The organism is Promicromonospora umidemergens, from assembly GCF_024171995.1.
GTDB classification, from domain to species: domain Bacteria; phylum Actinomycetota; class Actinomycetes; order Actinomycetales; family Cellulomonadaceae; genus Promicromonospora; species Promicromonospora umidemergens.
In genome coordinates this window covers 40,021-64,054 of sequence record NZ_JAMTCT010000023.1, presented here as the reverse complement: position 1 = coordinate 64,054, position 24,034 = coordinate 40,021, and the positions used below count along the sequence as shown (strand labels likewise).

Here is a 24,034-nt window from a genome sequence, read left to right as displayed (position 1 = left end):
GATGACCGACGAGAACAGCACCACTCCGCAGCCGGATCAGCAGCCGCCCGCAGCACAGCCCACCGAGCAGCTGCCGCCCGCGACGCAGCCCACCCAGCAGCTGCCGGTCTCTGGCCCGGCACCCACGCAGAGCCCGGCACCCACGCAGAGCCCGGCGCCCGCGCAGAACGCGGCACCGCCCCAGAGCCCGACACCGGCACCCACGCAGAGCCCGGCACCGGCCCAGAGCCCCGCGCCCGGGTACGTCAACCCGTACGCGGCGCCGGCCACCGCGTCGACGTCGGCCGAGCCGAAGGCGAAGAACCGTGCCTGGGTTCCCGTGGTCAGCGCGGCCGCGGCTGCCGCGCTGCTGGCCAGCCTGGGCACCGCAGGAGCCATCTCGCTCACGAACGACTCCGGCGGCGCCGCGTCCCTGGCCGAGGTCGGACAGTCGGCCGGCGAGAACGTGCCGGTGAAGAGCTCGACGGTCGAGAACCCGGACTGGACGTCGGTCACCTCGGCCGTGCAGGAGTCCGTGGTGGCGATCCAGGTGGCGAGCCAGGGCGGCGGCGCAGAGGGTTCCGGCGTCGTGCTGGACTCCGACGGTCGCATCCTGACCAACAACCACGTGGTCGCCGACGCGGAGACGGTCCAGGTCACCCTGAGCGACGGCCGGGTGTACGAGGCCGACATCGTCGGCACCGACCCGGCGACCGATCTCGCTGTCGTGCAGCTGACCGACCCGCCGTCGGACCTCAGGGCGGCGACGTTCGCGGACTCGGCCGAGGTCGTGGTGGGCGAGCCCGTGATGGCGCTCGGTAACCCGCTGGGCCTGGCCAACACCGCCACGACGGGCATCGTGTCCGCCCTGGACCGGCCGGTCACGGCCAGCGCAGAGGACGGGTCGGACCAGGTGGTCACCAACGCCATCCAGATCGACGCCGCGGTGAACCCTGGCAACTCCGGTGGGCCGCTGTTCAACGCGTCGGGCGAGGTCATCGGCATCACGTCCTCGATCGCCAGCTTGTCGGGCGGCATGTCGGGCGGCAGCTCCGGCTCGATCGGCCTGGGCTTCGCCATCCCGTCGAACCTGGCCACGCAGATCGGTGACCAGCTCAAGGAGGACGGCACGGCCGAGCACGCGTTCCTCGGCGTCTCGCTCCAGGACGCCACCGCGACGGCCGACGACGTCACCCGCCGCGGCGCGGGTGTCGTGGAGGTCGTGCCGGACTCGCCGGCCGGGGAGTCCGACATCCAGAAGGGCGACGTGGTCGTCGGCATCGACGGTGACCCGGTCAACGGCTCGGCCTCGCTCACGGCGTTCGTCCGCGAGAAGGAGGCCGGTGCCGAGTCGGTGCTGACCCTGGTCCGCGACGGCAGCACCCAGGAGGTCACCGTCACCCTCGCGGTCAAGGAGGAGTCGGCGACGCAGGAATCGGGCACGCCGGACCAGCAGCTGCCGGGCCAGGAGGAGGGCTCGGACTCAGGCTCCGGCTCGGACCAGAGCGCGCCGAACAACATCCCGGACTGGATGCAGGATCTCTTCGGCAACCAGGGCTGATCCCGTCGCCATGAGGTAGTCCTCCGGCGAGGTGGTCATCCGGCGCACGCTGGGTGACCACCTCGCCGGACGACTACCTCGGCGTATTCGCGTTCAGCGGGTGAACCTCGCCCCACAGGTCTAAGTTAGGCCGCGTGTCTGGGACGTTTACCGTGGTCAGGACCCTCGGCCGGTCGGATGCCGCACACGACATCCTCGAAGAGCTGCCCGAGTGGTTCGGTATCGACCGGTTCACCCACGAGTACGTCGAGGCGGCGGCCAAGTTCCCCAACTATGTCGCGGTCGCCGCGCCGGAGCCCACGCCGGCGTGGGCCGCACCCGGCGGCGCGGTGCCTGCCATCGGGGCCGACGGCGGCGAGATCCCCTTCGAGGACGTGCTCGGCGTGCTGCTCCTCGACCAGCGCTATCCGACGTCGGCGGAGGTGCACCTGCTCGCCGTCCGGCGCAAGCATCACCGCGTGGGGATCGGGCGGGCCCTCATGGAGCGCGTCGAGCAGGACCTCAGCGCCCAGGGGGTCCTGCTGCTCAGCGTCAAGACCCTCGGCCCGTCGGCCTCCGACCCAGGATTCGACCAGACCCGCGCCTTCTATGCGGCCTGCGGCTTCCACCCGGTGGAGGAGTTTCCGGACCTCTGGGCCGACGACCCCTGCATCTTGATGGTCAAGGCGCTCTGAGCCCGGAGCCAGCCCCGGCCGGCTTTGCCGGGTTCACAGACCGCACGTGCGGCAGCTGAGCCGGGTGGCCCGGAACCGCGCGACGGACGCGACCGTGAGGCCGACTCCCCACACCAGATATGCCAGCACGGACGTCCACAGGAACGCGGCGCTGCCGATCCCGTCGCCGTACTCGGCCGTGCCCGAGACCAGCTCACCGACCATCTGCGCCAGGCCGAACCCGAAGTACAGCGTCACCATGCCCCCGAAGACGAGGCCCGGGCCCAGTACCAGCCATCGCGGCACACGCCGACCGGCCAGCGGCAGCACCCAGCTGGGCCAGATGAGGCCGAAACGGTGCACCAGCGCCAACGGAAGCAGGGTGCCTGCCAGGATGAAGCCTGCTTCGAAGACGACCAGCGATGCCCCGGCCTCGTACATGATGTCGCCGAAGCCGACGGACAGCTGGGCCGCGATACGCACCAAGCACCCCGCGACGGCCAGGTAGGCCGCCCACCAGGCCCACACGGGGGTCCGCTCGTCCCGGTCGGCGGGCCGGGTCCGGCCGCACCGCTGGCATCCGCCACGCATCTCGCGCTGGTAGGACAGGCTCGCCGCTGCCAGCAGGAGGGCGCCGGACAGCATCCCGGCGCGGCTCGCGAAGGAGGCCAGATCGACCGGAATGCCCAGGCCGGCGAGCAGTCCACCCACGATGTCCAGAAGAACCAGCGGACAGGCGACCAGGATCGCGGCGGTGACCGCCCAGCCGGCCGCCAGCACCGCGCGACTGCCTGTGGTCAGCCGCAACGCGAGAGCTGTCAGGCCGGCGGCGGCACACAGCGCCGCCGCTCCCCAGTACGAGTAGAGCATCAGGTCCTGCGGCAGCGGTGAGAACGTCGGTGCGTTGCCCAGCGCGAAGTAGCTCCGTACCGATCCGTACAGGACCGCCCACCCGACAATCACCGGTGTCAGTCTGCGCAGCACGGCTGGACGGGATCGGGGAACTGACGTGACGTGTTCGGTGACCATGCCTGCAACTGTTGCGAACCCGGACCCCGAAAGCCTGGCACACCCGGGGGATACGGCTCCCCCAGTAGGGGGATCTTCGGGTCCGCCCGCCCGCCCGGCCGCCCGGCCGTGCCGGAGCCCGGCTCAGAGCGCGGACGGAACCCCGAACAGCGCCTCCGAGGCGCCCGGCACGACGGCGGCGACGACGCCACCGAGGCTGCGCTCGAGATAGCCGACCAGCTCGTCGTCGGTGAGGTCCGAGTTGATGCCGCCGTCGACCAGCGCCTGCTCGGCGAGCGCCACCCACGAGCGCACCGCGACCCGCAGCAGCTCGGTCTCGGGTACGCCCAGCTCCAGGAGCACGGCGAGGGCGCGCTCCGTCTGCTGGCGCCGCGCGTCCTCGATGACGGCGCGCACCTCCTCGTCACCGCTGGCCGCACCGCGCACGAGCGAGTAGAAGGTGGGGCCGTGCTCCTTGACGTACGCGACGAGCCTGGTCAGCGTCCCTGCCAGGCGCTCGGCCGGTGGGAGCTCCGGTTGGGGCTCGGAGGCGTGCAGCATCGAGTCGCGCGCGCGGCGCACGATCTCGTGGTGCAGGCCGTTCTTGGAGCCGAAGTAGTAGTAGACGAGACCCGTCGAGACACCGGCTTCTGCGGCGATCTCCTCGACGGTCACCTCGGCCAGCGGTCGGTCCGCAAGAGTGGCGACTCCCAGCGCCACGAGCTGGTTGCGGCGTTCCTCCGGGCGAAGTCGCGTGCGACGGGATGTTGCCATGGTTCGAGCATATCCGTCGGGCTTTGCGACGTTGTCAGGAACGCCAATTGACGGTGACTCAGTAATCGCGCTAACGTCGCGACGGGACGACGGCGTAGTCGTCCTGACATTGGCATCGAGGGGGACACCAATGAAGCTCAGCAAGCTCACGGGCTCACGCAAGGGTCGCGTGGCTCTCGCAGTCATTCCGGTCACGATCGCCGCCAGCGTTCTGCTTGGCGGGGTCGCGCAGGGCGCAGTGCCCGTCTCGTTCGCCATCTCCGGCAGCGAGTTCAAGATCGGCGCCGACAAGCTCGAGGGCGTCGGCTTCTCGCAGTACGCGGGCGTGGCCACCGCCTCCGACGGCACGGAGCACCCTGCCGCCATCGCGAACATCGAGGACGCGAAGCTCTACAACCTCTGCCAGTCGGTCGTCGAGGAGACTCCGCTCGGCAAGGTGGGCATCCTCATCTCCGCAGGCACCGGCAAGGAGCCCGCGAAGGCCACCGACCTGCAGATCGGCATGAGCGACCTCTCGGGTACCGCGATCTTCAAGAACATCCGCATCGGCGTCGACGCCTCCACCGTGAACACGGCCAAGCAGGGCGACTCGGGCGACTTCGCCATGGACTCCGACTCGATCGACATCGACGGTCTCCAGCAGGTGTCGTGGAGCACGCAGGCCGCCGTCTTCCAGCTGACGGACCTCAGCCTCAAGATCACGGACGGCACCGAGTGCTTCTAGGTCCGGGTGCCGGCCAGGCCTCCGCCGGCCGCCCCGGACTTCGCGCGAAGCTTGCTGACCGGCGCAGGGACTTCGGCCCCTGGCGCAAGCAGCGGCCGTTCGTCGGGGGTGTGCTGGTAGCGCTCGCTGGTCTGGAGATGCTCTTTCTGCGCGGCCCGATCGGGCTCGACCAGCTCGGCGTCAACGTGGTGCTCAAGTTCGGGGTCGAGGGTGCGCAGGCGACGATCCTGCCGACCATCCTGATCCTGCTCGGCATCCTGTCGATCGCCCAGCCCGTGCACCGTGTCTTCTACGGCGTGATTGCGCTCGCGATCTCCGTCTACTCCATCGCCGGGGTGAACCTCGGCGGCTGGGTCGCCGGGTTTCTGCTCGGCGTGATCGGCGGCGTCGTCGTCGTGTCCTGGGCGCCGCCGGCCGCGGTCGCGGAGAGCGAGGACGTGGGTCCGGCGGGCGAGGTAACGGACTCCGCCGACGTCGCGCAGCCGGCCGACGGCGCCGGAGCGCGTGCCGAGGACGTCGCCCCGGCGTCGGAGGACGATGACGTCGCTCCGGCGTCGGACGGCGCCGCGGCACCCCCGGAGGCGGACGGCGCCGCGCCGCGCGCAGGTCGCGGGCCGGCCGCGGACACCGAGGCGATCCCACAGGTGGAGACGCTCAGTACCGCGCTGCGCGCCCTGTCCCAGAAGTCCACGGCCGTGGTGGTCGCGAGCGCGATGGCGCTCGCCGGCATGAGCCTGCCCGCCTCCACGTCGGACGCGGGGGCCCAGCAGGACGACTCGTTCTGGTGCGTGGTCTTCGGCGCCTGCGACGACGACGGCGGCACGACGAACCCGTCCGCCTCACCGACGCCGAGCACGTCGGACCCGGGCGGCTCCGAGCCGGGTGCCGGCGCTGGCGAGGATCCGGTCGGGGGCGCGGTCGACGACATCACCGACGGCGTGACCGGCCCGGCCGGCGGTTCGGACGGCGATGCCGGGGACGGCAAGGCAGGCGACGCGGCCGACGGCGACGCGGGCGGGACCAAGGGCGACGACCGGTCCGAGTGCAAGGAGCCGACGCAGGATGGCGAGGTGCCGCCCGAGGCAGGGAGCAGCGCGCCGTCCGACCCCTGCGGCGAGATCGACCCGCAGGAGACGATCGAGGAGGCGCTGCACACGGAGCTCGGCACCTGCGTCAAGGTGAGCTTCGGCGGCAAGTACGACCTCAACATCGACCTGCCCGGCCAGTGCGGGGTCAGGGAGGACGGCTCGGTCTTCTCGGTCCCGGCCGACCTGGAGAGCCGGGACCTGACCATCCCGCTCACCGGGATCAACGGCATCGGCCTGGCGAACGTGCCGGTCAAGAACAACGGGGACCGCAGGGACGCCATCAAGATCTCGGCCGACAAGGTCGTCGTCGACGGCTTCTGGCTCAAGTCCTATGCCTACGACCACGACACGACGGCAGGCACGGACACCCGGGCGAACTTCGTGGCGCTCGAGGGCAACGCCCACATGTACGTGTCGTCGATCCACGCGAACCTGCCCGACGGGCAGGACCTCCTGGAGGTGGCCACGAAGGTCCTCGAGGGTGCCTCGCTCATCGAGCTCCTGCTGACCGCCACGGACGCCCGGATGGGCTTCATCGGCGCGACGTCCGACGTCCAGGTGTGGGACAGCTTCCGCGAGCAGGTCTGGGGCGACCCGACCAACCCGATCGGCAAGGGCCCGACAGCCGGCACCGCCTGACAGTCTTGTCGCCCACAACAAGCCGCTGGGCTACTTGGGCGGGGCGCCAAGGGCGTAGCGCATCGGTTCCAGCTTTGCCTCCGACTCCGCCAGCTCCGCCTGCGGGTCGGACGCCGCGACGATGCCGCAGCCCGCGAACAGGCGGATATGGCGGCTGTCCGTCGGCGAGATCTCGGCAGAGCGCAGGGCGATGCCCCACTCGCCGTCGCCGTCGGCGCCGACCCAGCCCACCGGCCCGGCGTACCGGGCGCGGTCCAGACCCTCGATCTCGCGGATGAGGCTACGGGCGGCCGTGGTCGGCGTACCGCAGACGGCGGCGCTCGGGTGCAGCGCCGCCGCCAGCGAGAGCGACGACGGCGGTCGCGGGCCCGACGCCGGGTTCTGGTCCGTCAGCACGCCCGTCACGTCGGTCGCCAGGTGCATCACGTTCGGCAGGTGCAGCACGAACGGTGCCTCGGGCACGTTCATCGACGAGCAGAACGGCTCCAGCGCGGCGGCGACGGAGCGCACCGCGAACTCGTGCTCCTCGAGGTCCTTCGAGGAGCGCGCGAGCTGGGCGGCGTGCAGCAGGTCGGCGTCGTCCCCGTCCCGCACCGCGCCCGCACTGCGCTGCGGCTCCATGGCGGTGGGCGGGGGAGCTGGGTCGGCCTCGACGCCCCGACCGTGCTCCCGGCGGATCGTGCCCGCCAGCACGCGCGAGGCGACCAGCCCCTTCTCGCTGCGGACCAGGAGCTCAGGCGTCGCGCCGACCATGCCGTCCACGCTGAACGCCCAGGTGGCGTCGTACGCCGACGCGAGGCGGCCGAGCAGGTGGCGGGTGTCGATCGGGTGCTCGGCGGTGGCGACGACATCGCGCGCGAGCACCACCTTCTCCAGCTCGCCGCTCTGGATCCGGGCTACCCCTTCCGCGACGACGGCCGGCCAGTCCGCCACGCCCACGGCGCCGTCGGCCAGCACCACCCTGCCCGGCTCGACGACGGGCTGGTGCGGGTAGGCGGACAGCAGGTCCTCGCCCACCGGGGCGGACCGGTCGCCCACCAGCGAGATCGTCGTCATCCAGGCGCGGTCGCCCCGCCGTCCGACGACGACGCGCGGCACGATCAGCGCGCCGCTCGCCCGCGCGGGATCCTCGGACTCGTCGCCCGGCGAGACGTCGTCGAAGGCGAAGCTGCCGAACGCGATCAGGCCGCTGCCCGGCAGCGTCACGTCGTCGTGCACGACGGCGCGGTCGAGCACCTGGCGCCACGCGTCGTCGGCGTCGGCGAAGCGGCCGGGGCCGAACGTCTCGAACCGCAGCGCCTCGCCCCAGCCGACGAGCCCGTCGCCGTGCCGTACCCAGGCGAGGGCCTGAGTGTCGGGGAGCCGGTCGACGAGCGCGGTCGGCGTGTCCGGCAGGTCGTCGATCGCGACGGTGCGGACGACGAGCTGCGGGCCCTCGGGCGCGCCCCGCGGCGTGTCGTCGGACGGAGGCGGGGCCTCGGCCACCCAGGTGTCGTACACGGTGGTACCGGAGGGCGTGCCGGGGACGCCGGGCGTGCCGGGCGTCCCGCCGGCAGGTGAAGCGATCATCATCCTCAGGATAAGCGCGGGGGCGGCCGTCGGATGCGACCCGTAGCGGAGGTCACAGTGGCGCGGCCGCCCCGGCTCGGCGCCTGGGCGCGCTGTGGTCGGCAATACGTCAGATGGTCGGTAGCTCGGGCTGCCGACTACCTGACGGATTGCCGACCACCTGGTCTCGTATGCCGCGGGGTGCGCGGCCGGGGCGTGAAACTATGGCCGTATGTCCCGCGCAAGCCTGGAAAAGAAGCCGGCCGAGGTCGCGTCGATGTTCGACGGGATCGCCGCCCGCTACGACCTGACGAACGACCTGATCTCCATGGGCCAGGACCGGCGCTGGCGCCGGCTCACGGTCGAGGCGGTCGCGGCGATGCCGGGCGAGCGCGTGCTCGACCTCGCCGCGGGCACCGGTACCAGCAGCGAGCCCTTCGCCGCCGACGGCGCGTTCGTGGTCCCGTCCGACTTCTCGATCGGCATGCTGCAGGTCGGCAAGGAGCGCCGGCCGGACCTGCCGTTCGTCGCCGGCGACGCCATGCGCCTGCCGTTCGCCGACGCGTCCTTCGACGCGGTGACCATCAGCTTCGGCCTGCGGAACGTCGCGGACACCAGCGTCGCGCTGCGCGAGATGCTGCGCGTCGTCCGGCCCGGCGGGCGTGTGGTGATCTGCGAGTTCTCCACACCCACGTGGGCGCCGTTCCGGAAGGTCTACCAGGAGTACCTGGTGCGCGCGCTGCCGCTGGTGGCGAACGCCGTGACCCGCGAGAAGGGCTCCTACGACTACCTGGCCGAGTCCATCCGTACCTGGCACACCCAGGTCGAGCTCGCCCATCTGCTGCTCGAGGCGGGCTGGGAGCACGCCGCCTACCGCAACGTGTCCGGGGGAATCGTGGCGCTGCACCGGGCGGTCCGGCCGGCCTGAGCCCGGCCGGGCCAAGTCCGGCCGGCCAAGTCCTACAAGTCCTACCGGGCCGAGCTCTTGGCGACCCGGTCCGCGCGCTCCTTCTGCTGTCGTGTCTTGGCCTCCTGCTCGCCCTTGAGCGTCGTCGACTCGAGCCAGTCGAGGGAGCCCTCGTACCGCTCACCGACCGTGAGCGGCAGGTCGCGGCCGCGGTGGCGAAAGGTCTTGGCAATGCGGAGATCGCTCGCAGCCTGTACCTGTCGCACGGTTCGGTCAAGGCGCACATCTCGAGTGCGCTCGCCAAGCTCGGCCTGGAGAACCGCACGCAGCTCGCCATCGCGGCGCACACGGCGGGAATCGCCGGTGCACGGCCCTCGGCACCGCCCCCAAAGTAAGGGGAACCTTCCTACACAATCCCCCCTAAGTGTGGCTAGGGTGTCGGTGTTGTGACAGGGTTCACAAGGGCTTGTCAGGAAGCCCGAACCAACCCCGCACGGCATGGTCAGCACCGACCAGCAGCGGGTTCCCAACGGGGGTGAACGTGCGTACAGCAAGACGCGACGACGCGGATGTCATCGTGGTGGGCGCCGGTCCGGCCGGATCGTCCACCGCGCACTGGTGCGCGGCCGCGGGTCTTGACGTGCTGCTCCTGGAGAAGGGCGAGTTCCCGCGGGACAAGATCTGCGGCGACGGCCTGACGCCGCGCGCCGTCGCCGAGCTGGTCCGCATGGGGGTCCCCACCCGCGAGGAGGACGGCTGGATCCGCAACCGCGGCCTGCGCGTCCACGGCGGTGGCCGCTCCTACGAGCTGGACTGGCCGAGCCTCACCACCTACCCGGGCTACGGCATGGCGCGTACCCGGATGACGCTGGACCACACCCTGGCCCAGCACGCGCAGGCGAGCGGCGCGAAGCTGCTGCAGCGCACGAAGGTCACCGGACCGGTTCGCGACGACGACGGCCGCGTGGTCGGCGTCACCGCCCAGTCGCTCGACGCCCGCGGCCGGGCCGAGGGCCCGGTGAAGGAGCTGCGCGCCCCGGTCGTGGTCGCGGCCGACGGTGTCAGCTCGCGCTTCGGTCTCGCCGTCGGGCGGGAGCGTCGCGACGACCGGCCCATGGGCACCGCCGTCCGGGCCTACTACCGCACCCCGCGCCACGAGGACCCGTTCATGGAGTCCCACCTCGAGCTGTGGGACGGCGAGCCGGGCAAGAGCGCCCTCCTGCCCGGCTACGGCTGGATCTTCCCGCTCGGCGACGGCACGGTGAACGTCGGCCTCGGCAGCGTGCACTCCACGCCCGCCCGCCAGTCCAAGGCGGGTATCGACTACCGGCGTCTCATGGAGACCTGGCTGGCCAAGAGCGCCCCCGAGGGCTGGGACCTGGTGCACGAGCCGGAGCGCGGCCCGATCCGCGGCGCGGCCCTGCCCATGGGCTACAACCGTGGCCCGCTGTACGCGGACGGAGTGCTCCTGGCCGGTGACTCCGCCGGCATGGTGAGCCCGTTCAACGGCGAGGGCATCGCCTACGGGCTGCAGGCCGGCCGCGTCGCCGCAGAGGCGATCAGCCAGGCCCGCCACAAGAGCACCGACGCGGCCCGCGAGGCCACGCTCGGTACCTACGCCGACCGCATGCGCGAGGACCTCGGCGGCTACTACACGCTGGGCCGCTGGTTCGTGCGGCTCATCGAGCACCCCGAGATCATGCGCCTGTGCGTCAGGTACGGGCTGCCGCGCAAGGTCGTCATGCAGTTCACGCTCAAGCTCCTGTCCGACTGCTACGAGCCACAGGGCGGCGACTGGGTCGACCGCGTCATCGCCGGCCTGACCAGGGTGGTCCCGAGCTCATGAGCAGTATCCCCACGAGCAGTATTCCCACGCTGCGCAGCACGTATCCGAAGGGCACGTCGTCCATGAAGGGCACAGCATGAACCCCTACGTACCCATCCTGATCCTCATGGCGATCGGGGCAGTCCTGGCGCTCGGTGGTGTCGCCGCGAGCGCCGTCATCGGTCCCAAGCGCTACAACCGGGCCAAGCTCGACTCGTACGAGTGCGGCATCGAGCCGACGCCGCACGCGGTGGGCGGTGGGCGGCTGCCGATCAAGTACTACCTGGTGGCGATGACATTCATCGTCTTCGACATCGAGGTCGTCTTTCTCTACCCGTGGGCCGTGGACTTCACGACGCTCGCGACGTTCGGCCTGGTGGCGATGCTGGCGTTCCTGGCGTTGATCACCGTGCCGTTCGTCTACGAGTGGCGCCGCGGCGGATTCGACTGGGTCTGACCAACAACTTCATGCGCGGCGCCGCCAGGTGCCGTGCAGCGACGCCGGGCTGGTCCCGGCAGCAAGGAGGGGACATGGGTGTCGAGGAAGCACCGTCAGGTTTCCTGCTGACGACGATCGAGGATCTCGCCGGGTACCTGCGCAAGGCTTCGGTGTGGCCGGTCACGTTCGGCCTGGCCTGCTGCGCCATCGAGATGATGGCGGCGGGTGCGTCGCGGTTCGACCTCTCGCGGTTCGGCATGGAGGTGTTCCGTGCGTCGCCGCGGCAGGCCGACCTGATGATCGTGGCGGGCCGGGTGAGCCAGAAGATGGCCCCGGTCGTGCGCCAGGTGTACGACCAGATGAGCGAGCCCAAGTGGGTGCTCTCGATGGGTGTGTGCGCGTCGTCGGGCGGGATGTTCAACAACTACGCGATCGTGCAGGGTGTCGACCACGTGATCCCGGTCGACATCTACCTGCCCGGTTGTCCGCCGCGTCCTGAGATGCTGATCAACGCGATCCTCGGGCTGCACGACCAGATCCAGAGCGCGCCGCTCGGCGTGAACCGGATCGAGGCGGCGCGCGCGGCCGAGGCCGCCGCGATGGAGGCAACGCCCACCTTCGAGATGAAGGGGCTGCTGCGATGAGCGACGTCACGCCGGGCGGTGACCAGGGTTCGGCCCTCCAGGCCCCCGCGGACGCCACCACGCTCGAGCTCGTCGAGGTGAAGCGCGGGATGTTCGGCGCTGACGGTTCTGGCGACACGTCCGGCTACGGCGGCCTGGTCACCCCGGTGGCGATGCCCGCTGCGTCGTCGCGGCCGTACGGGAGCTGGTTCGACCAGGTGATCGACGTCCTGACCGAGGTGCTGGACGAGGCGGGCGTGCCGCCTCAGGAGGCGATCGAGAAGGTGGTCGTGGACCTGCACGGCGCCGACAGCGCGGACGCGCAGCGCGCTGAGCTGACGATCGACGTCGCCCGCGAGCACGTCGTCGCCGTCTGCCGGGCGCTGCGTGACGACCAGGACCTGCGGTTCGAGCTGTCGCTCGGTGTCAGCGGCGTGCACTACCCGCACGACGCCGGACGTGAGCTGCACGCGGTCTACCACCTGGCCTCGATCACGCACTCGCGCCGGCTGCGGCTGGAGGTCACGGCGTCGGATGACGACCCGCACATCCCGTCGACCACGTCCGTGTACCCGTCCAACGACTGGCACGAGCGCGAGGCGTACGACTTCTTCGGGATCGTCTTCGACGGTCACCCCGCCCTGACCCGCATCGAGATGCCGGACGACTGGGTGGGTCACCCGCAGCGCAAGGACTACCCGCTCGGCGGCATCCCCGTCGAGTACAAGGGGGCCACGGTGCCCCCGCCGGACACGAGGAGGAGCTACTCATGAGCGCTCCCGCCGCTGCCCCGCACGCCACCAGGCCAGCGGGCAACGAGGACATGTCGTCGACGGTCCGTGCCTTCGAGGCCTACGGCGACGGCGACTGGGACGACATCGCGCGCGAGGCGATCGGCGAGGAGCGGATCGTCGTCAACATGGGGCCGCAGCATCCGTCCACGCACGGGGTGCTGCGCCTGATGCTGGAGATCGACGGCGAGACCGTCACCGAGGCCCGCGCGGGCATCGGCTACCTCCACACCGGCATCGAGAAGAACATGGAGTTCCGGACGTGGACGCAGGGCACCACGTTCTGTACCCGCATGGACTACGTGGCGCCCCTGTTCCAGGAGGCCGCGTACTGCCTGGCGGTCGAGAAGCTCCTCGGCATCACCGACGACGTGCCTGAGCGCGCCTCCGTGATCCGGGTCCTGATGATGGAGCTCAACCGGATCGCCTCCCACCTGGTCTGTCTCGGCACCGGCGGCAACGAGATGGGCGCCACCACCGTGATGACCGTCGGGTTCACCGCCCGCGAGGAGATCCTGCGCCTGTTCGAGGCCGTCACCGGCCTGCGCATGAACCACGCGTACATCCGCCCCGGCGGAGTCGCGGTGGACACGCCCGAAGGGTTCACCACCCAGGCGCGCGCGGCGTTGAAGAACGTGCGCGGCTACCTCAAGCAGCTGTCCGACCTCATGCTCGCCAACCCGATCTTCAAGGCGCGCCTCACCGACGTCGGCGTCCTGAACCTCTCCGGCTGCATGGCGCTCGCCATCACCGGACCTGTGCTGCGCTCCACCGGCCTGCCGTACGACGTCCGCAAGGACAACCCGTACTGCGGCTACGAGACGTACGACTTCGACGTCCCCACCGCGAAGGGCGCCGACTGCTACGACCGCGTGGTCCTCCGCATCGAGGAGTGCTACCAGTCCCTGAAGATCGTCGAGCAGGCCATGGAGCGGCTCGACCGCACAGAGGGCGAGCCGGTCATGGTGGCCGACAAGAAGATCGCCTGGCCCGCCCAGCTCGCCGTCGGCGGCGACGGCCAGGGCAACTCGCTGGAGCACATCAAGAAGATCATGGGCACCTCCATGGAGGCCCTGATCCACCACTTCAAGCTGGTCACCGAGGGCTTCCGCGTCCCCGTCGGCCAGGCATGGCAGACCGTGGAGCACCCGCGGGGCGAGCTGGGCGTGCACGTCGTGTCCGACGGCGGCACCCGCCCCTACCGCGCGCACTTCCGCGACCCCTCGTTCAACAACCTCCAGGGCGTGTCCGTGATGTGCGAGGGCGGCCAGGTGGCCGACGTCGTCGTCGCCGTCGCGTCGCTGGACCCCGTGCTGGGAGGTGTGGACCGATGACGGCAGAACCCGTGCAGACCAGGACCCGTTACGACGGCGAGACCCTGGCGACGCTCACCGCCGACGCCACGGCGATCATGGAGCGCTACCCGAACCCGCGCTCCGGCCTGCTGCCGATGCTGCACCTCGTGCAGTCGATCGACGGTTACGTGAGCAGGGACGGCATCCTCTTCTGCGCCGAGATGCTCGGCATCACCGCGGCGGAGGTCTCGGCGGTCGCCACCTTCTACACCCAGTACAAGCGGCACCCGAACGGCACCTACACCGTCGGCGTCTGCACCAACACGCTGTGCGCGGTGATGGGCGGCGACGCCATCTTCGACGAGCTGAGCGAGCACCTCGGCGTCGGGCACGACGAGACCACCGACGACGGGGCGATCACCCTCGAACGCGTCGAGTGCAACGCGGCCTGCGACTACGCGCCCGTCGTGATGGTCAACTGGGAGTTCTTCGACAACCAGACCCCTGGGACGGCGACGGCGCTCGCGGACAGGCTGCGCCTCGGCGAGGACGTCGCCCCGACCAGGGGCGCCGCGTCGGTGTGCTCGTTCAAGCAGATGAGCCGGGTCCTGGCCGGGTTCTCCGACGGACGCGCCGACGAGGACGCGGGCACGGGCGAGCCGACGCTCGCCGGCCTGCGGATCGCCCGCGAGCGCGGCTGGACGGCGCCCGAAGGCCCGTCGTCGTCGACGCCCGACAAGCCGGGCGAGACCATCACGGGCGAGCCCGGGTCGAGCGCCGCTCGCAAGCCGACGACGCCGGCCGACACCCAGGTCGGCAAGGACAAGAAGCCCGGAGAGGACGCGAAGTGACCCTCACACCGGTACTGACCGACACGTGGGACAAGGACCACTCGTGGCGCCTTGCCACCTACGAGCGCGCCGGCGGCTACGCGGGCCTCAAGAAGGCCCTGAAGGCGGAGCCTGCCGACCTGGTGCAGGCCGTCAAGGACTCCGGCCTGCGCGGCCGTGGCGGTGCGGGCTTCCCCACGGGGATGAAGTGGGGCTTCCTGCCTCCGCCCGACGGCGGCCCGCGCTACCTGGTCGTCAACGCCGACGAGTCCGAGCCGGGCACCTGCAAGGACATCCCGCTCATGCTCGCCAGCCCGCAGCACCTGATCGAGGGCGTCGCGATCACGAGCTACGCGATCGGCTGCGACCACGCGTTCATCTATGTGCGCGGCGAGGTGCTGCACGTCTACCGCCGGCTGCTGAACGCCGTCGAGGAGGCGTACAAGGCGGGCTACCTGGGCAAGAACATCCAGGGCTCGGGCTTCAACCTCGACGTCACGGTGCACGCGGGGGCCGGCGCCTACATCTGCGGCGAGGAGACGGCGCTGCTCGACTCGCTCGAGGGCCTGCGCGGTCAGCCGCGTCTCAAGCCGCCGTTCCCCGCCGTCGCTGGCCTGTACGCGCGACCCACCGTCGTGAACAACGTGGAGTCCATCGCGTCGGTCCCGGCGATCGTGGCGAAGGGCGCCGACTGGTTCTCCTCGATGGGCACGGAGAAGTCGCAGGGTCACGGCCTGTTCTCCCTGTCGGGGCACGTCACCAGGCCCGGCCAGTACGAGGCGCCGCTCGGCATCACGCTGCGCGAGCTGCTCGATCTGGCCGGTGGCGTCCGCGAGGGGCACGAGCTGAAGTTCTGGACCCCTGGCGGCTCCTCCACGCCGATCTTCACGGCCGAGCACCTCGACGTCCCGCTCGACTACGAGTCCGTTGGCGCCGCGGGGTCGATGCTCGGCACGCGGGCGCTGCAGATCTTCGACGAGACGGTGTGCGTGGTCCGGGCGACGAGCCGGTGGACCGACTTCTACGCGCACGAGTCGTGCGGCAAGTGCACCCCGTGCCGCGAGGGCACCTACTGGCTCAAGCAGGTGCTGCACCGCATCGAGGCCGGCGAGGGCCAGGACAGCGACCTCGACCTGCTGCTCGACCTGTGCGACAACATCCTGGGCCGCGCGTTCTGCGCGCTGGGCGACGGCGCCGTCTCGCCGATCACCTCCAGCATCAAGCTGTTCCGCGAGGAGTACCAGGCGCACATCGACGGCCACGGCTGCCCGTTCGACCCGAGCGCCTCGGCCCTCTTCCCGTACACCCCCAAGACACGGATAGCGGCTGCCCTCGCGGGCGCCGGCGCCGGAGGTCACCGATGACCGTCACCACGAACAACCCGAAGACCGAGGCCGTACCGGCCGATCTGGTCACCTTCACCATCGACGGCACGGAGGTCAGCGTCCCGAAGGGCACGCTGATCATCCGGGCCGCGGAGCAGGCAGGGATCCAGATCCCGCGGTTCTGCGACCACCCGCTCCTGGCGCCCGCTGGCGCCTGCCGGCAGTGCCTCGTCGAGGTCTCCATGCCGGACCGCGAGGGCAACGTCCGGCCCATGCCGAAGCCGCAGGCGTCCTGCACCATGACGGTCGCGCCCGGGATGATCGTCAAGACGCAGCACACGTCCGCCGTCGCGGACAAGGCCCAGCAGGGGGTCATGGAGCTGCTGCTCATGAACCACCCGCTGGACTGCCCGGTGTGCGACAAGGGCGGCGAGTGCCCCCTGCAGAACCAGGCGATGTCGAACGGCCGCACGGACACGCGGTTCGTCGACGTCAAGCGCACGTTCCCCAAGCCGATCGCCCTGTCCACGCAGATCCTGCTGGACCGTGAGCGCTGCGTGCTGTGCCAGCGCTGCACCCGGTTCAGCGAGGAGATCGCCGGCGACGCGTTCATCGCGCTCCAGGACCGCGGCGCGCACCAGCAGATCGGCCGGTTCGACGAGGACGTGCTCGGGTTCGCCGGGGCCGAGTCCAGCACCGGGCCCGTCGACCGCCCGGTCGGGGAGGCCACCACCGACACCTCCGGTCGGCCGTTCTCCTCCTACTACTCCGGCAACACCGTGCAGATCTGCCCGGTGGGCGCGCTCACGGGCGCGGGCTACCGGTTCCGCTCGCGGCCGTTCGACCTGGTCAGCACGGAGAGCATCGCCGAGCACGACTCCTGCGGCTCGGCGATCCGTATCGACCACCGCCGTGGCCAGGTGCTGCGCCGCCTGTCGGGCGAGGACCCGGTCGTCAACGAGGAGTGGATCACCGACAAGGACCGCTTCGCGTTCACCTGGCAGACCGCGACGGACCGCATTACGACGCCGCTGGTCCGGGAGGGCGGGACGCTACGCCCCGCTTCCTGGGTCGAGGCCCTCGAGATCGCTGCGGCCGGGCTGGCCAAGGCCAGGCAGGCCGGCGGCGTCGGCGTGCTGCCGGGTGGCCGGCTCACCGTCGAGGACGCCTTCGCCTGGTCACGCTTCGCGCGCACGGCGCTCGGGACCAACGACGTCGACCAGCGCGCTCGCGTGCACTCCGCCGAGGAGGCGGCGTTCCTGGCCCACGTCGTGGCGGGGTCGGGCGTCGGCGTGACGTTCGGCGACCTGGAGCAGGCGCCCGCGGTGCTCCTCGTCGGCCTGGAGGCCGAGGAGGAGGCAGGCATCACGTTCCTGCGGCTGCGCAAGGGGACGCAGGGGCCGGCGAAGACGAAGGTCTTCTCGATCGCCCCCTACGCCACGCGCGGCCTGACCCGCCTGGACGGCACGCTGCTGCCGGCCGCGCCCGGTACCGAGGCGGAGTGGCTGACCAGCCTGACCACGAGCCTCGCCCCCGAGGGCTCGGGCATCGACACCGGCGCCCTGGCCCAGCCGGGCGCCGTGATCCTCGTGGGCGAGCGCCTCGCGGGCTCGCCGGGCGCCTACGCGGCGGCCCTCGGCCTCGCCGAGGCGACCGGCGCACGGCTCGCGTGGATCCCGCGCCGTGCGGGTGAGCGTGGCGGCGTCGAGGCGGGCCTGCTGCCCGAGCTGCTGCCGGGCGGTCGCCCGGTCGCGGACGCCGCCGCACGCGCCCAGATCGCCGAGGCCTGGGGCGGTGAGGTCCCGGGCACCCCGGGTCGCGACACCACCGGCATCCTCGCGGCGCTGGTCGACGGTGCGCTGGGCGGGGCGATCATCGGCGGCGTCGAGCTCGCCGACCTGCCCGACCCGGCCGCCGCGCGCGCGGCGCTCGATGCCGCCGGGTTCGTGGTGAGCCTGGAGGTGCGGGCCTCGGAGGTGACCGAGCGGGCCGACGTCGTGCTGCCCGTCGCGCCGCCCGTCGAGCGTGCCGGCTCGTACTGGAACTGGGAGGGCCGCGTGCGGTCCTTCGGTGCGGCGCTCGAGTCGAGCGCCCTGCCCGACCACCGCGTGCTGCACGTGCTGGCCCAGCACCTCGGCGTGGACCTGCAGGCGGCGTCGCCGACCGAGGCCCACCTCTCCATCGCCATGACGCAGCGCGGCGCCTGGGACGGGGACCGGCTGCGGGTCCAGCGCGGCGTGCCGACAGGGCCGCCGTCGATCCGGCCCGGGCAGGCGGTGCTCGCCACCTGGCGTCTCCAGCTGGACGTGGGGCGCGGCCAGGACGGCGAGCAGTTCCTCGCCGGCACGGCCAAGCTGCCCGTCGCTCGCCTGTCCGCCGCCACGGCGGCCGCCTTCGGCGTGGCCGACGGCGACGAGGTCACCGTCAGCACGCAGCGCGGCGCCATCGGCGTGCCGGCGGTGGTGACCGACGGAATGGTCGACGGCGTCGTGTGGCTGCCGCTCAACAGCGCGGGCTGCCGCGTGCACGAGACGCTCGGTGCGGCGGCCGGCGACCTCGTCACCGTCGCCCCCCACGTGTCGGACACCCAGGTCACCCCGGTGACCCGCACGTCTGACAACTCGGAAGGGAAAGCCCTGTGAATCCCCTGACTCTGGCTGCCGCGGCGCCTGGGGTGACCGCCGACTTCTCGCAGGAGACCATCTGGGCCTCCATCGTGAAGGCTGTGCTGATCGTGGTGTTCCTGCTGACCAGCGTGCTCTTCGCCATCTGGTTCGAGCGCAAGGTGGTAGCGCGCATGCAGGTGCGCCCTGGGCCCAACTGGCACGGGCCGTTCGGCCTGCTGCAGTCGCTGGGCGACGCCATGAAGCTCCTGCTCAAGGAGGACCTCACGGTTACGCGCGCCGACCGGTTCGTGTACCTCCTGGCGCCGATGATCTCGGTGTTCTGCTCGCTGCTCGTGTTCGCAGTGATCCCGTTCGGGCCGAGCCTGTCGTTCTTCTGGACCGACTGGACCACGCCGGCGCAGCTCACCGACTTCCCGGTGGCGGTGCTGTACGTGCTGGCCGCCGCGTCGCTCGGTGTCTACGGCATCGTCCTGGGCGGCTGGGCCTCCGGCTCCACGTACCCGCTGCTCGGTGCCGTGCGTTCGACGGCGCAGGTCATCAGCTACGAGCTCGCGATGGGCCTGTCGCTGGTGAGCGTGTTCATCATGGCGGGGTCGATGTCGACGTCGCAGATCGTGGACAGCCAGACGCAGATCTGGTGGTTCATCCCGCTGGCTCCCGCGTTCGTGATCTACGTGATCTCGATGATCGGCGAGACGAACCGCCTGCCGTTCGACCTGCCCGAGGCCGAGGGCGAGCTCGTCTCCGGCTACATGACCGAGTACTCGTCGATGAAGTTCGCCTGGTTCTTCCTGGCGGAGTACATCAACATGCTCAACGTCTCCGCCGTCTGCGTGACGCTCTTCCTGGGCGGCTGGCGGGCACCGGTGCCCGACGCGTTCCTCGGCGGTGCCCTCAACGAGGGCTGGCTGCCCATCATCTGGTTCCTGGTGAAGCTCTGGGCAGTCATGTTCGTCTTCGTGTGGGTGCGCGGCACGCTGCTGCGCCTGCGCTACGACCAGTTCATGGTGTTCGGCTGGAAGGTCCTCATCCCGGTCGCGCTGGGCTGGGTCGTCGTGCTGGCCGTCGTGCAGTGGCTGCAGCGCGTGCAGGGCGTGACCTTCCTGGACTTCATCCCATGGATCGTCGGGGCCGCCGTCGTCTTCATCGCGATCATGTGGTTCTGGCCGGAGAAGAAGGAAGCGCCACCGGGCACGGACGTGTCCGCAGAGAAGGACAAGGAGCCCGTCGACGCCTTCGCCGGCGGGTTCCCGGTGCCGCCGCTGCCCGGCGAGAAGCTGCCCCCGTCCAAGCGGTTCGGAAAGGAGGTCCATGGTGAGTGAGCACCAGGAAGGCGAGTACCAGCCCCTGCGTCCCCAGCCCGGGGCCATCGGGGAGATGTTCGCCCCCGTCGCGGGCTTCGGCGTGACGCTGTCGTCGATGTTCAAGCCCACGGTCACGGAGCAGTACCCGCGCAAGAAGGTGCCGACCCAGCGTCGGTTCCACGGCCGTCACCAGCTCAACCGGTACGCCGACGGGCTGGAGAAGTGCATCGGTTGCGAGCTGTGCGCCTGGGCGTGCCCGGCGGACGCGATCTATGTGGAGGGCGCCTCCAACGCGGCACTGCCGCAGAACGCGGGCCTCCAGGTGAACGCGGACGACTCGAAGGGGGCGCACATGAGCCCCGGCGAGCGGTACGGCGCCGTCTACCAGATCAACTACCTGCGCTGCATCTTCTGCGGGCTGTGCATCGAGGCCTGCCCGACGCGCGCCCTGACGATGACGAACGACTTCGAGCTGGCCGGCAAGACGCGCGCCGGCATGATCTACGAGAAGCAGGACCTGCTGGCCCCGCTCTCCGAGGGCATGCTGGCGGCGCCCCACCCCATGGTGGAGGGCACCACGGACACCGACTACTACAGCGGTGACGTCCTCGGCCCGACGGCGGCGCAGGTCGACTGGGTCCGCGAACAGCGGCCGGACGACCCGACGCTGGACGCGGCCGAGGCGGTGTCGTCCGGCAAGGCGCCGGCGCCCACGCAGCGGCAGCACGAGCTGCGCCCGGAAGAGGGTCCCGGCGCGGCCGAGAAGTCGGCCGGCGCGGCAGCAGTCGGGTCGGTGCGGGTCCTGGCCGACGGTACTCAGGTGAACGCTGTCGAGACCGGCGCGCGTGCGACCAGCGAGCCCGGCTCGACGTCCGCGGCGGACCTCACCGCGGGGGCCTCGACCGGCCCGCGCACCGGCACGGGGGTGAGGGCATGACCCCCGCTGGGCTCGAGATCTCGGGCGGCGAGACCGTCCTGTTCTGGGTGATCGCGCCGCTCATGGTGCTCGCCGCGCTGGGCCTGCTGTTCGTGAAGCGGGCGGTGCACGCGGCGATGTGCCTGGTGTTCGTCATGGTCAGCATGGCGATCCTGTACATCGCGCAGGAGGCGCCGTTCCTCGGCGTCGTCCAGGTCGTCGTGTACACGGGTGCGGTGATGATGCTGTTCCTGTTCGTGCTGATGCTGGTCGGCGTCGACGCGTCCGACTCGCTCACCGAGACCATCCGGGGGCAGCGCTGGATCGGCGTGCTCATCGGCATCGGCCTCGCCGTGATCCTCGGCGGCGTGGTGGCGAACGCGACGTTCCCGCCCGCCGCTGGGCTGGGCGGGGGCGACCCAGGTGGTGTCGCGAACCCGCAGGCGCTGGCGCGCGTGCTGTTCGGCGACTACGTGCTGGCCATGGAGGCCGTCGGGGTGCTGCTCGTGACGGCGGCGGTCGGCGCGCTGGTGCTGACGCACCGGCGCCGGCTCACGCCGAAGCAGACGCAGGAGTCGGTGGCCGACAGGCGCATCAAGGCGCTGCCCGACGGCGTGGTGCTCACCCCGCTGCCGCCGCCCGGCGTCTACGCCCGGTCCAACGCGATGGACACCCCCGCGCTCGGCCCGGACGGCGAGCAGGTGCCGCAGTCGGTGTCGCGCGTGCTGCGCATCCGCGGGCAGGAGCGGCCCGCGCCGGAGGGGCCGGCGGTCGTGGTCTCGACGAGCTCGACCCGCGGGGCGACGAGCTCGACCCCTGAGTCGGAGAGGGACGCCTGATGGACATCACCAACTACGTGGTCCTGGCCGCCGTGCTCTTCGCCATCGGGGCGACGACCGTGCTGCTGCGCCGCAACGCGATAGTCGTGTTCATGGGTGTGGAACTCATGCTCAACGCGACGAACCTCGCCTTCGTCACCTTCGCCAGGATGCACGGCGACCTGACGGGCCAGGTGCTCGCCTTCTTCGTCATGGTCGTCGCCGCCGCCGAGGTCGTCGTCGGCCTGGCGATCATCGTGACGATCTTCCGTACCCGCCGCTCGGCCTCGGTCGACGACGTCAACCTGCTCCGTGGGTGAGGCGGAGGTGAAGCGGAGGGTGAGGGCCGAGGAACGAGGCACTCGCCCGCAGCGGAACCGCAGACTCACCCACCAACAAGACTTCTGAAGGGTAGAGACGTGAACGACGTGATCGGGCTCGCCCCCTGGCTGATCGGCATCCCGCTGATCGGCGCAGCGATCCTGCTGCTGGGTGGCAAGGCCACCGACCGCTGGGGCCACTGGCTCGGGGTGGCGGCCTCTGCCGCCTCCGGAGTCATCGGCTTCATCCTGATGTTCCGCATGATCGGCACGCCCGCCGAGGAGCGTTCCGTCGACCACCACCTGTGGACCTGGCTGTCCGCGGGCGGCCTGGACGTGGACCTCGGCCTCCGGCTGGACCCGCTGTCCCTGGTCTTCGTGATGCTCGTGACCTTCGTCGGCACGCTCATCCACGTGTACTCGGTCGCCTACATGGACCACGACCCGCACCGGCGCCGGTTCTTCGCGTACCTGAACCTGTTCGTCGCGGCCATGCTGACGCTGGTCCTCGCCGACTCCTACCTCCTGCTCTTCGTGGGCTGGGAGGGCGTGGGTCTCGCGTCCTACCTGCTCATCGGGTTCTGGGACACGGGGCGGCCCTCCGCCCGCGAGAACGCGGTGGCGGCGAAGAAGGCGTTCGTCATGAACCGCATCGGCGACATGGGCCTCATCGCGGCGATGGCGCTGCTGTTCGCGGGCACGGGCGCCCTCGACTTCGCGACCACCCTGTCCGACGACACCCTCGGCTCGCTGTCGGAGGGCACCGCCACCGCCATCGGCCTGTGTCTGCTGCTCGCCGCGTGCGGCAAGTCGGCGCAGTTCCCGCTGCAGGCCTGGCTGGGCGACGCGATGGCCGGCCCGACGCCGGTGTCCGCGCTCATCCACGCCGCCACGATGGTCACCGCCGGCGTCTACCTCATGGTGCGCTCCGGCCCGATCCTCGAGGCCGCCCCGACGGCGCAGCTGGTCGTGGTGATCGTGGGGGCCGTGACCCTGCTGTTCGGTGCCGTGGTAGGTACCGCGAAGGACGACATCAAGAAGGCGCTGGCCGCCTCCACGATGTCGCAGATCGGCTACATGATGCTCGCGGCGGGCCTCGGCCCGGCCGGGTACGCGTTCGCGATCTTCCACCTCCTCACGCACGGCTTCTTCAAGGCGGGACTGTTCCTCGGTGCCGGCTCGGTGATGCACGCGATGGGGGACCAGACCGACATGCGGCGCTTCGGCGGCCTGTCGCGGTTCCTGCCCATCACGTGGATCACCATGGGCCTGGGCTGGCTCGCGATCCTCGGGATCCCGCCGTTCTCCGGCTTCTGGTCGAAGGACGGGATCATCGAGGCGGCCTTCATACCCGTTGAGGGCCAGCCGTGGCGGGCCTGGGTGTTCGGCACCGTCGCGGTGCTCGGCGCCGGGATCACCGCGTTCTACATGACCCGCCTGTTCTTCATGACGTTCGGTGGACGCCGTCCGCGCTGGACGGAGAACCAGCACCCGCACGAGGGCTCGCCGCTGATGTGGTGGCCCCTGGTGTTCCTCGGTGTCGGCTCGGCCGCGCTGGGCCTGGTGCTCGGTGTCGGCGGCACGTTCGTCACCTGGCTGGAGCCGGTGGTCGGGCACGCCGAGCACCACGAGCCGGTGCTCCCGGTGCCCGTGATCATCACCAGCACGCTCGTGGTCGTGGTGCTCGGGGCGCTGCTGGCGTTCCGGATGTACGCGATGAGCCTCGTGCCGGAGGAGGCGCCGCGCGGCTCCTTCCTGACCCGGGCGGCCCGCAGGGACCTGTACCAGGACGCCGCCAACGAGACGCTGGTGCTGAAGCCGGCGCACGGGGTGGCCCGCCTGCTCCAGGTAGGTGACCGTGACGTCGTCGACCGTGGCTGGAGCCTGCTGCCCCAGGTGCTGTCGTGGTTCGGCGCGGTGTTCCGGAAGGCGCAGAGCGGTTACGTCCGCTCGTACGCGGCCGGCATGGCGGGTGGCGTCCTCGTGATCGCCGTCGTCGCCTGGCTCGTCGTCGGCCTCGGTGGTGCCCAGTGATCGGAG

22 protein-coding genes and 1 pseudogene are annotated in these 24,034 nt (G+C 71.0%); 19 read left to right on the top strand and 4 right to left on the bottom strand.

What is annotated here, in order from left to right:
* Position 1 precedes the first annotated feature (1 nt).
* Together APR04_RS25400 and APR04_RS25395 are read left to right on the top strand one after the other, a co-directional pair.
* Positions 2–1,540: a trypsin-like peptidase domain-containing protein gene (locus APR04_RS25400; protein ID WP_301312975.1), complete on the top strand. Its 1,539-nt coding sequence runs from the start codon at positions 2–4 to the stop codon at positions 1,538–1,540.
* A 134-nt stretch (positions 1,541–1,674) separates the two neighbouring features.
* On the top strand, positions 1,675–2,214 hold the full coding sequence (locus tag APR04_RS25395) for a GNAT family N-acetyltransferase (protein WP_253876062.1): 540 nt from the start codon (positions 1,675–1,677) through the stop codon (positions 2,212–2,214).
* Positions 2,215–2,247: 33 nt separating this feature from the next.
* Here APR04_RS25395 and APR04_RS25390 read toward each other — a convergent pair whose 3' ends face one another.
* Together APR04_RS25390 and APR04_RS25385 are read right to left on the bottom strand one after the other, a co-directional pair.
* A complete protein-coding gene (locus tag APR04_RS25390; protein WP_253876060.1) occupies positions 2,248–3,156 on the bottom strand; it encodes a hypothetical protein in 909 nt (302 codons plus the stop codon).
* A 189-nt stretch (positions 3,157–3,345) separates the two neighbouring features.
* Positions 3,346–3,975, bottom strand: coding sequence for a TetR/AcrR family transcriptional regulator (locus APR04_RS25385; protein WP_253876057.1), 630 nt, complete (start codon positions 3,973–3,975; stop codon positions 3,346–3,348).
* Between the two features lie 130 nt (positions 3,976–4,105).
* On the opposite strand from APR04_RS25385, the gene APR04_RS25380 reads away from it, so the two are divergent.
* The gene (locus tag APR04_RS25380; protein WP_253876054.1) at positions 4,106–4,699 is read left to right on the top strand and encodes a DUF6230 family protein; all 594 of its coding nucleotides are present in this window, start codon (positions 4,106–4,108) and stop codon (positions 4,697–4,699) included.
* Positions 4,690–6,426, top strand: a complete 1,737-nt coding sequence (locus APR04_RS25375; RefSeq protein WP_253876051.1) for a DUF6114 domain-containing protein — start codon at positions 4,690–4,692, stop codon at positions 6,424–6,426. Before APR04_RS25380 ends, APR04_RS25375 begins: the two co-directional genes overlap by 10 nt.
* Before the next feature lie 30 nt (positions 6,427–6,456).
* Here the strand turns inward: APR04_RS25375 and APR04_RS25370 are convergent, their stop codons facing one another.
* Positions 6,457–7,995 (bottom strand): isochorismate synthase, encoded by a 1,539-nt coding sequence (locus APR04_RS25370; RefSeq protein WP_253876048.1) that lies wholly within the window; start codon positions 7,993–7,995, stop codon positions 6,457–6,459.
* Positions 7,996–8,206: 211 nt separating this feature from the next.
* Here APR04_RS25370 and APR04_RS25365 point away from each other — a divergent pair, with 211 nt between their 5' ends.
* Positions 8,207–8,902 (top strand): demethylmenaquinone methyltransferase, encoded by a 696-nt coding sequence (locus APR04_RS25365; RefSeq protein ID WP_253876045.1) that lies wholly within the window; start codon positions 8,207–8,209, stop codon positions 8,900–8,902.
* 41 nt (positions 8,903–8,943) lie between these two features.
* Here the strand turns inward: APR04_RS25365 and APR04_RS31155 are convergent, their stop codons facing one another.
* Positions 8,944–9,147: a hypothetical protein gene (locus APR04_RS31155; RefSeq protein WP_253876147.1), complete on the bottom strand. Its 204-nt coding sequence runs from the start codon at positions 9,145–9,147 to the stop codon at positions 8,944–8,946.
* On the opposite strand from APR04_RS31155, the gene APR04_RS31150 reads away from it, so the two are divergent.
* The 14 genes and pseudogenes from APR04_RS31150 to nuoL all read left to right on the top strand — a co-directional run bounded on the left by APR04_RS31150 (position 9,094) and on the right by nuoL (position 24,028).
* A complete protein-coding gene (locus tag APR04_RS31150; protein ID WP_253876043.1) occupies positions 9,094–9,276 on the top strand; it encodes a response regulator transcription factor in 183 nt (60 codons plus the stop codon). The two genes, APR04_RS31155 and APR04_RS31150, sit on opposite strands and share 54 nt — an antisense overlap.
* Before the next feature lie 146 nt (positions 9,277–9,422).
* The gene (locus APR04_RS25350) at positions 9,423–10,727 is read left to right on the top strand and encodes a geranylgeranyl reductase family protein (protein ID WP_253876041.1); all 1,305 of its coding nucleotides are present in this window, start codon (positions 9,423–9,425) and stop codon (positions 10,725–10,727) included.
* A 76-nt stretch (positions 10,728–10,803) separates the two neighbouring features.
* A complete protein-coding gene (locus APR04_RS25345) occupies positions 10,804–11,163 on the top strand; it encodes an NADH-quinone oxidoreductase subunit A (RefSeq protein WP_253876038.1) in 360 nt (119 codons plus the stop codon).
* A 74-nt stretch (positions 11,164–11,237) separates the two neighbouring features.
* Positions 11,238–11,789 (top strand): NuoB/complex I 20 kDa subunit family protein, encoded by a 552-nt coding sequence (locus tag APR04_RS25340; RefSeq protein ID WP_253876035.1) that lies wholly within the window; start codon positions 11,238–11,240, stop codon positions 11,787–11,789.
* Entirely contained in the window at positions 11,786–12,541 is a 756-nt protein-coding gene (locus tag APR04_RS25335; protein WP_253876033.1) for an NADH-quinone oxidoreductase subunit C, read from the top strand. The genes APR04_RS25340 and APR04_RS25335 overlap by 4 nt, the downstream gene beginning before the upstream one ends.
* Positions 12,538–13,893 carry an NADH-quinone oxidoreductase subunit D gene (locus APR04_RS25330; protein WP_372496171.1) on the top strand — a complete coding sequence of 452 codons (1,356 nt, stop codon included), beginning with the start codon at positions 12,538–12,540 and terminating at the stop codon, positions 13,891–13,893. Before APR04_RS25335 ends, APR04_RS25330 begins: the two co-directional genes overlap by 4 nt.
* On the top strand, positions 13,890–14,705 hold the full coding sequence (gene nuoE, locus APR04_RS25325) for an NADH-quinone oxidoreductase subunit NuoE (RefSeq protein ID WP_253876031.1): 816 nt from the start codon (positions 13,890–13,892) through the stop codon (positions 14,703–14,705). The genes APR04_RS25330 and nuoE overlap by 4 nt, the downstream gene beginning before the upstream one ends.
* Entirely contained in the window at positions 14,702–16,048 is a 1,347-nt protein-coding gene (gene nuoF, locus APR04_RS25320) for an NADH-quinone oxidoreductase subunit NuoF (RefSeq protein ID WP_253876028.1), read from the top strand. Before nuoE ends, nuoF begins: the two co-directional genes overlap by 4 nt.
* Complete coding sequence (locus tag APR04_RS25315) at positions 16,045–18,651, top strand: NADH-quinone oxidoreductase subunit G (protein ID WP_253876025.1); 2,607 nt, start codon at positions 16,045–16,047, stop codon at positions 18,649–18,651. The genes nuoF and APR04_RS25315 overlap by 4 nt, the downstream gene beginning before the upstream one ends.
* A complete protein-coding gene (gene nuoH / locus APR04_RS25310) occupies positions 18,648–19,958 on the top strand; it encodes an NADH-quinone oxidoreductase subunit NuoH (protein ID WP_253876023.1) in 1,311 nt (436 codons plus the stop codon). Before APR04_RS25315 ends, nuoH begins: the two co-directional genes overlap by 4 nt.
* Positions 19,948–20,625 (top strand): annotated as a pseudogene (gene nuoI, locus APR04_RS25305) (NADH-quinone oxidoreductase subunit NuoI); the annotation flags it as partial. The gene nuoH and the pseudogene nuoI, both read left to right, overlap by 11 nt.
* Positions 20,626–20,873: 248 nt before the next feature.
* Positions 20,874–21,695 (top strand): NADH-quinone oxidoreductase subunit J, encoded by an 822-nt coding sequence (locus APR04_RS25300; protein ID WP_253876020.1) that lies wholly within the window; start codon positions 20,874–20,876, stop codon positions 21,693–21,695.
* Positions 21,695–21,994, top strand: coding sequence for an NADH-quinone oxidoreductase subunit NuoK (gene nuoK / locus APR04_RS25295; protein WP_253876018.1), 300 nt, complete (start codon positions 21,695–21,697; stop codon positions 21,992–21,994). The genes APR04_RS25300 and nuoK overlap by 1 nt, the downstream gene beginning before the upstream one ends.
* Before the next feature lie 108 nt (positions 21,995–22,102).
* Complete coding sequence (gene nuoL / locus APR04_RS25290; protein ID WP_253876134.1) at positions 22,103–24,028, top strand: NADH-quinone oxidoreductase subunit L; 1,926 nt, start codon at positions 22,103–22,105, stop codon at positions 24,026–24,028.
* Positions 24,029–24,034 lie beyond the last annotated feature (6 nt).

Bases quoted from the DNA above. Each gene is read 5' to 3' on its own strand.
- APR04_RS25345 (WP_253876038.1), top strand. From the start codon at position 10,804: ATGAACCCCTACGTACCCATCCTGATCCTCATGGCGATCGGGGCAGTC.
- APR04_RS25315 (WP_253876025.1), top strand. From the start codon at position 16,045: ATGACCGTCACCACGAACAACCCGAAGACCGAGGCCGTACCGGCCGAT.
- APR04_RS25370 (WP_253876048.1), bottom strand. From the start codon at position 7,995: ATGATCGCTTCACCTGCCGGCGGGACGCCCGGCACGCCCGGCGTCCCC.
- APR04_RS25335 (WP_253876033.1), top strand. From the start codon at position 11,786: ATGAGCGACGTCACGCCGGGCGGTGACCAGGGTTCGGCCCTCCAGGCC.
- nuoE (WP_253876031.1), top strand. From the start codon at position 13,890: ATGACGGCAGAACCCGTGCAGACCAGGACCCGTTACGACGGCGAGACC.
- APR04_RS25300 (WP_253876020.1), top strand. From the start codon at position 20,874: ATGACCCCCGCTGGGCTCGAGATCTCGGGCGGCGAGACCGTCCTGTTC.
- nuoK (WP_253876018.1), top strand. From the start codon at position 21,695: ATGGACATCACCAACTACGTGGTCCTGGCCGCCGTGCTCTTCGCCATC.
- APR04_RS25385 (WP_253876057.1), bottom strand. From the start codon at position 3,975: ATGGCAACATCCCGTCGCACGCGACTTCGCCCGGAGGAACGCCGCAAC.
- APR04_RS25400 (WP_301312975.1), top strand. From the start codon at position 2: ATGACCGACGAGAACAGCACCACTCCGCAGCCGGATCAGCAGCCGCCC.
- APR04_RS25340 (WP_253876035.1), top strand. From the start codon at position 11,238: ATGGGTGTCGAGGAAGCACCGTCAGGTTTCCTGCTGACGACGATCGAG.
- APR04_RS25380 (WP_253876054.1), top strand. From the start codon at position 4,106: ATGAAGCTCAGCAAGCTCACGGGCTCACGCAAGGGTCGCGTGGCTCTC.
- APR04_RS25330 (WP_372496171.1), top strand. From the start codon at position 12,538: ATGAGCGCTCCCGCCGCTGCCCCGCACGCCACCAGGCCAGCGGGCAAC.
- APR04_RS25365 (WP_253876045.1), top strand. From the start codon at position 8,207: ATGTCCCGCGCAAGCCTGGAAAAGAAGCCGGCCGAGGTCGCGTCGATG.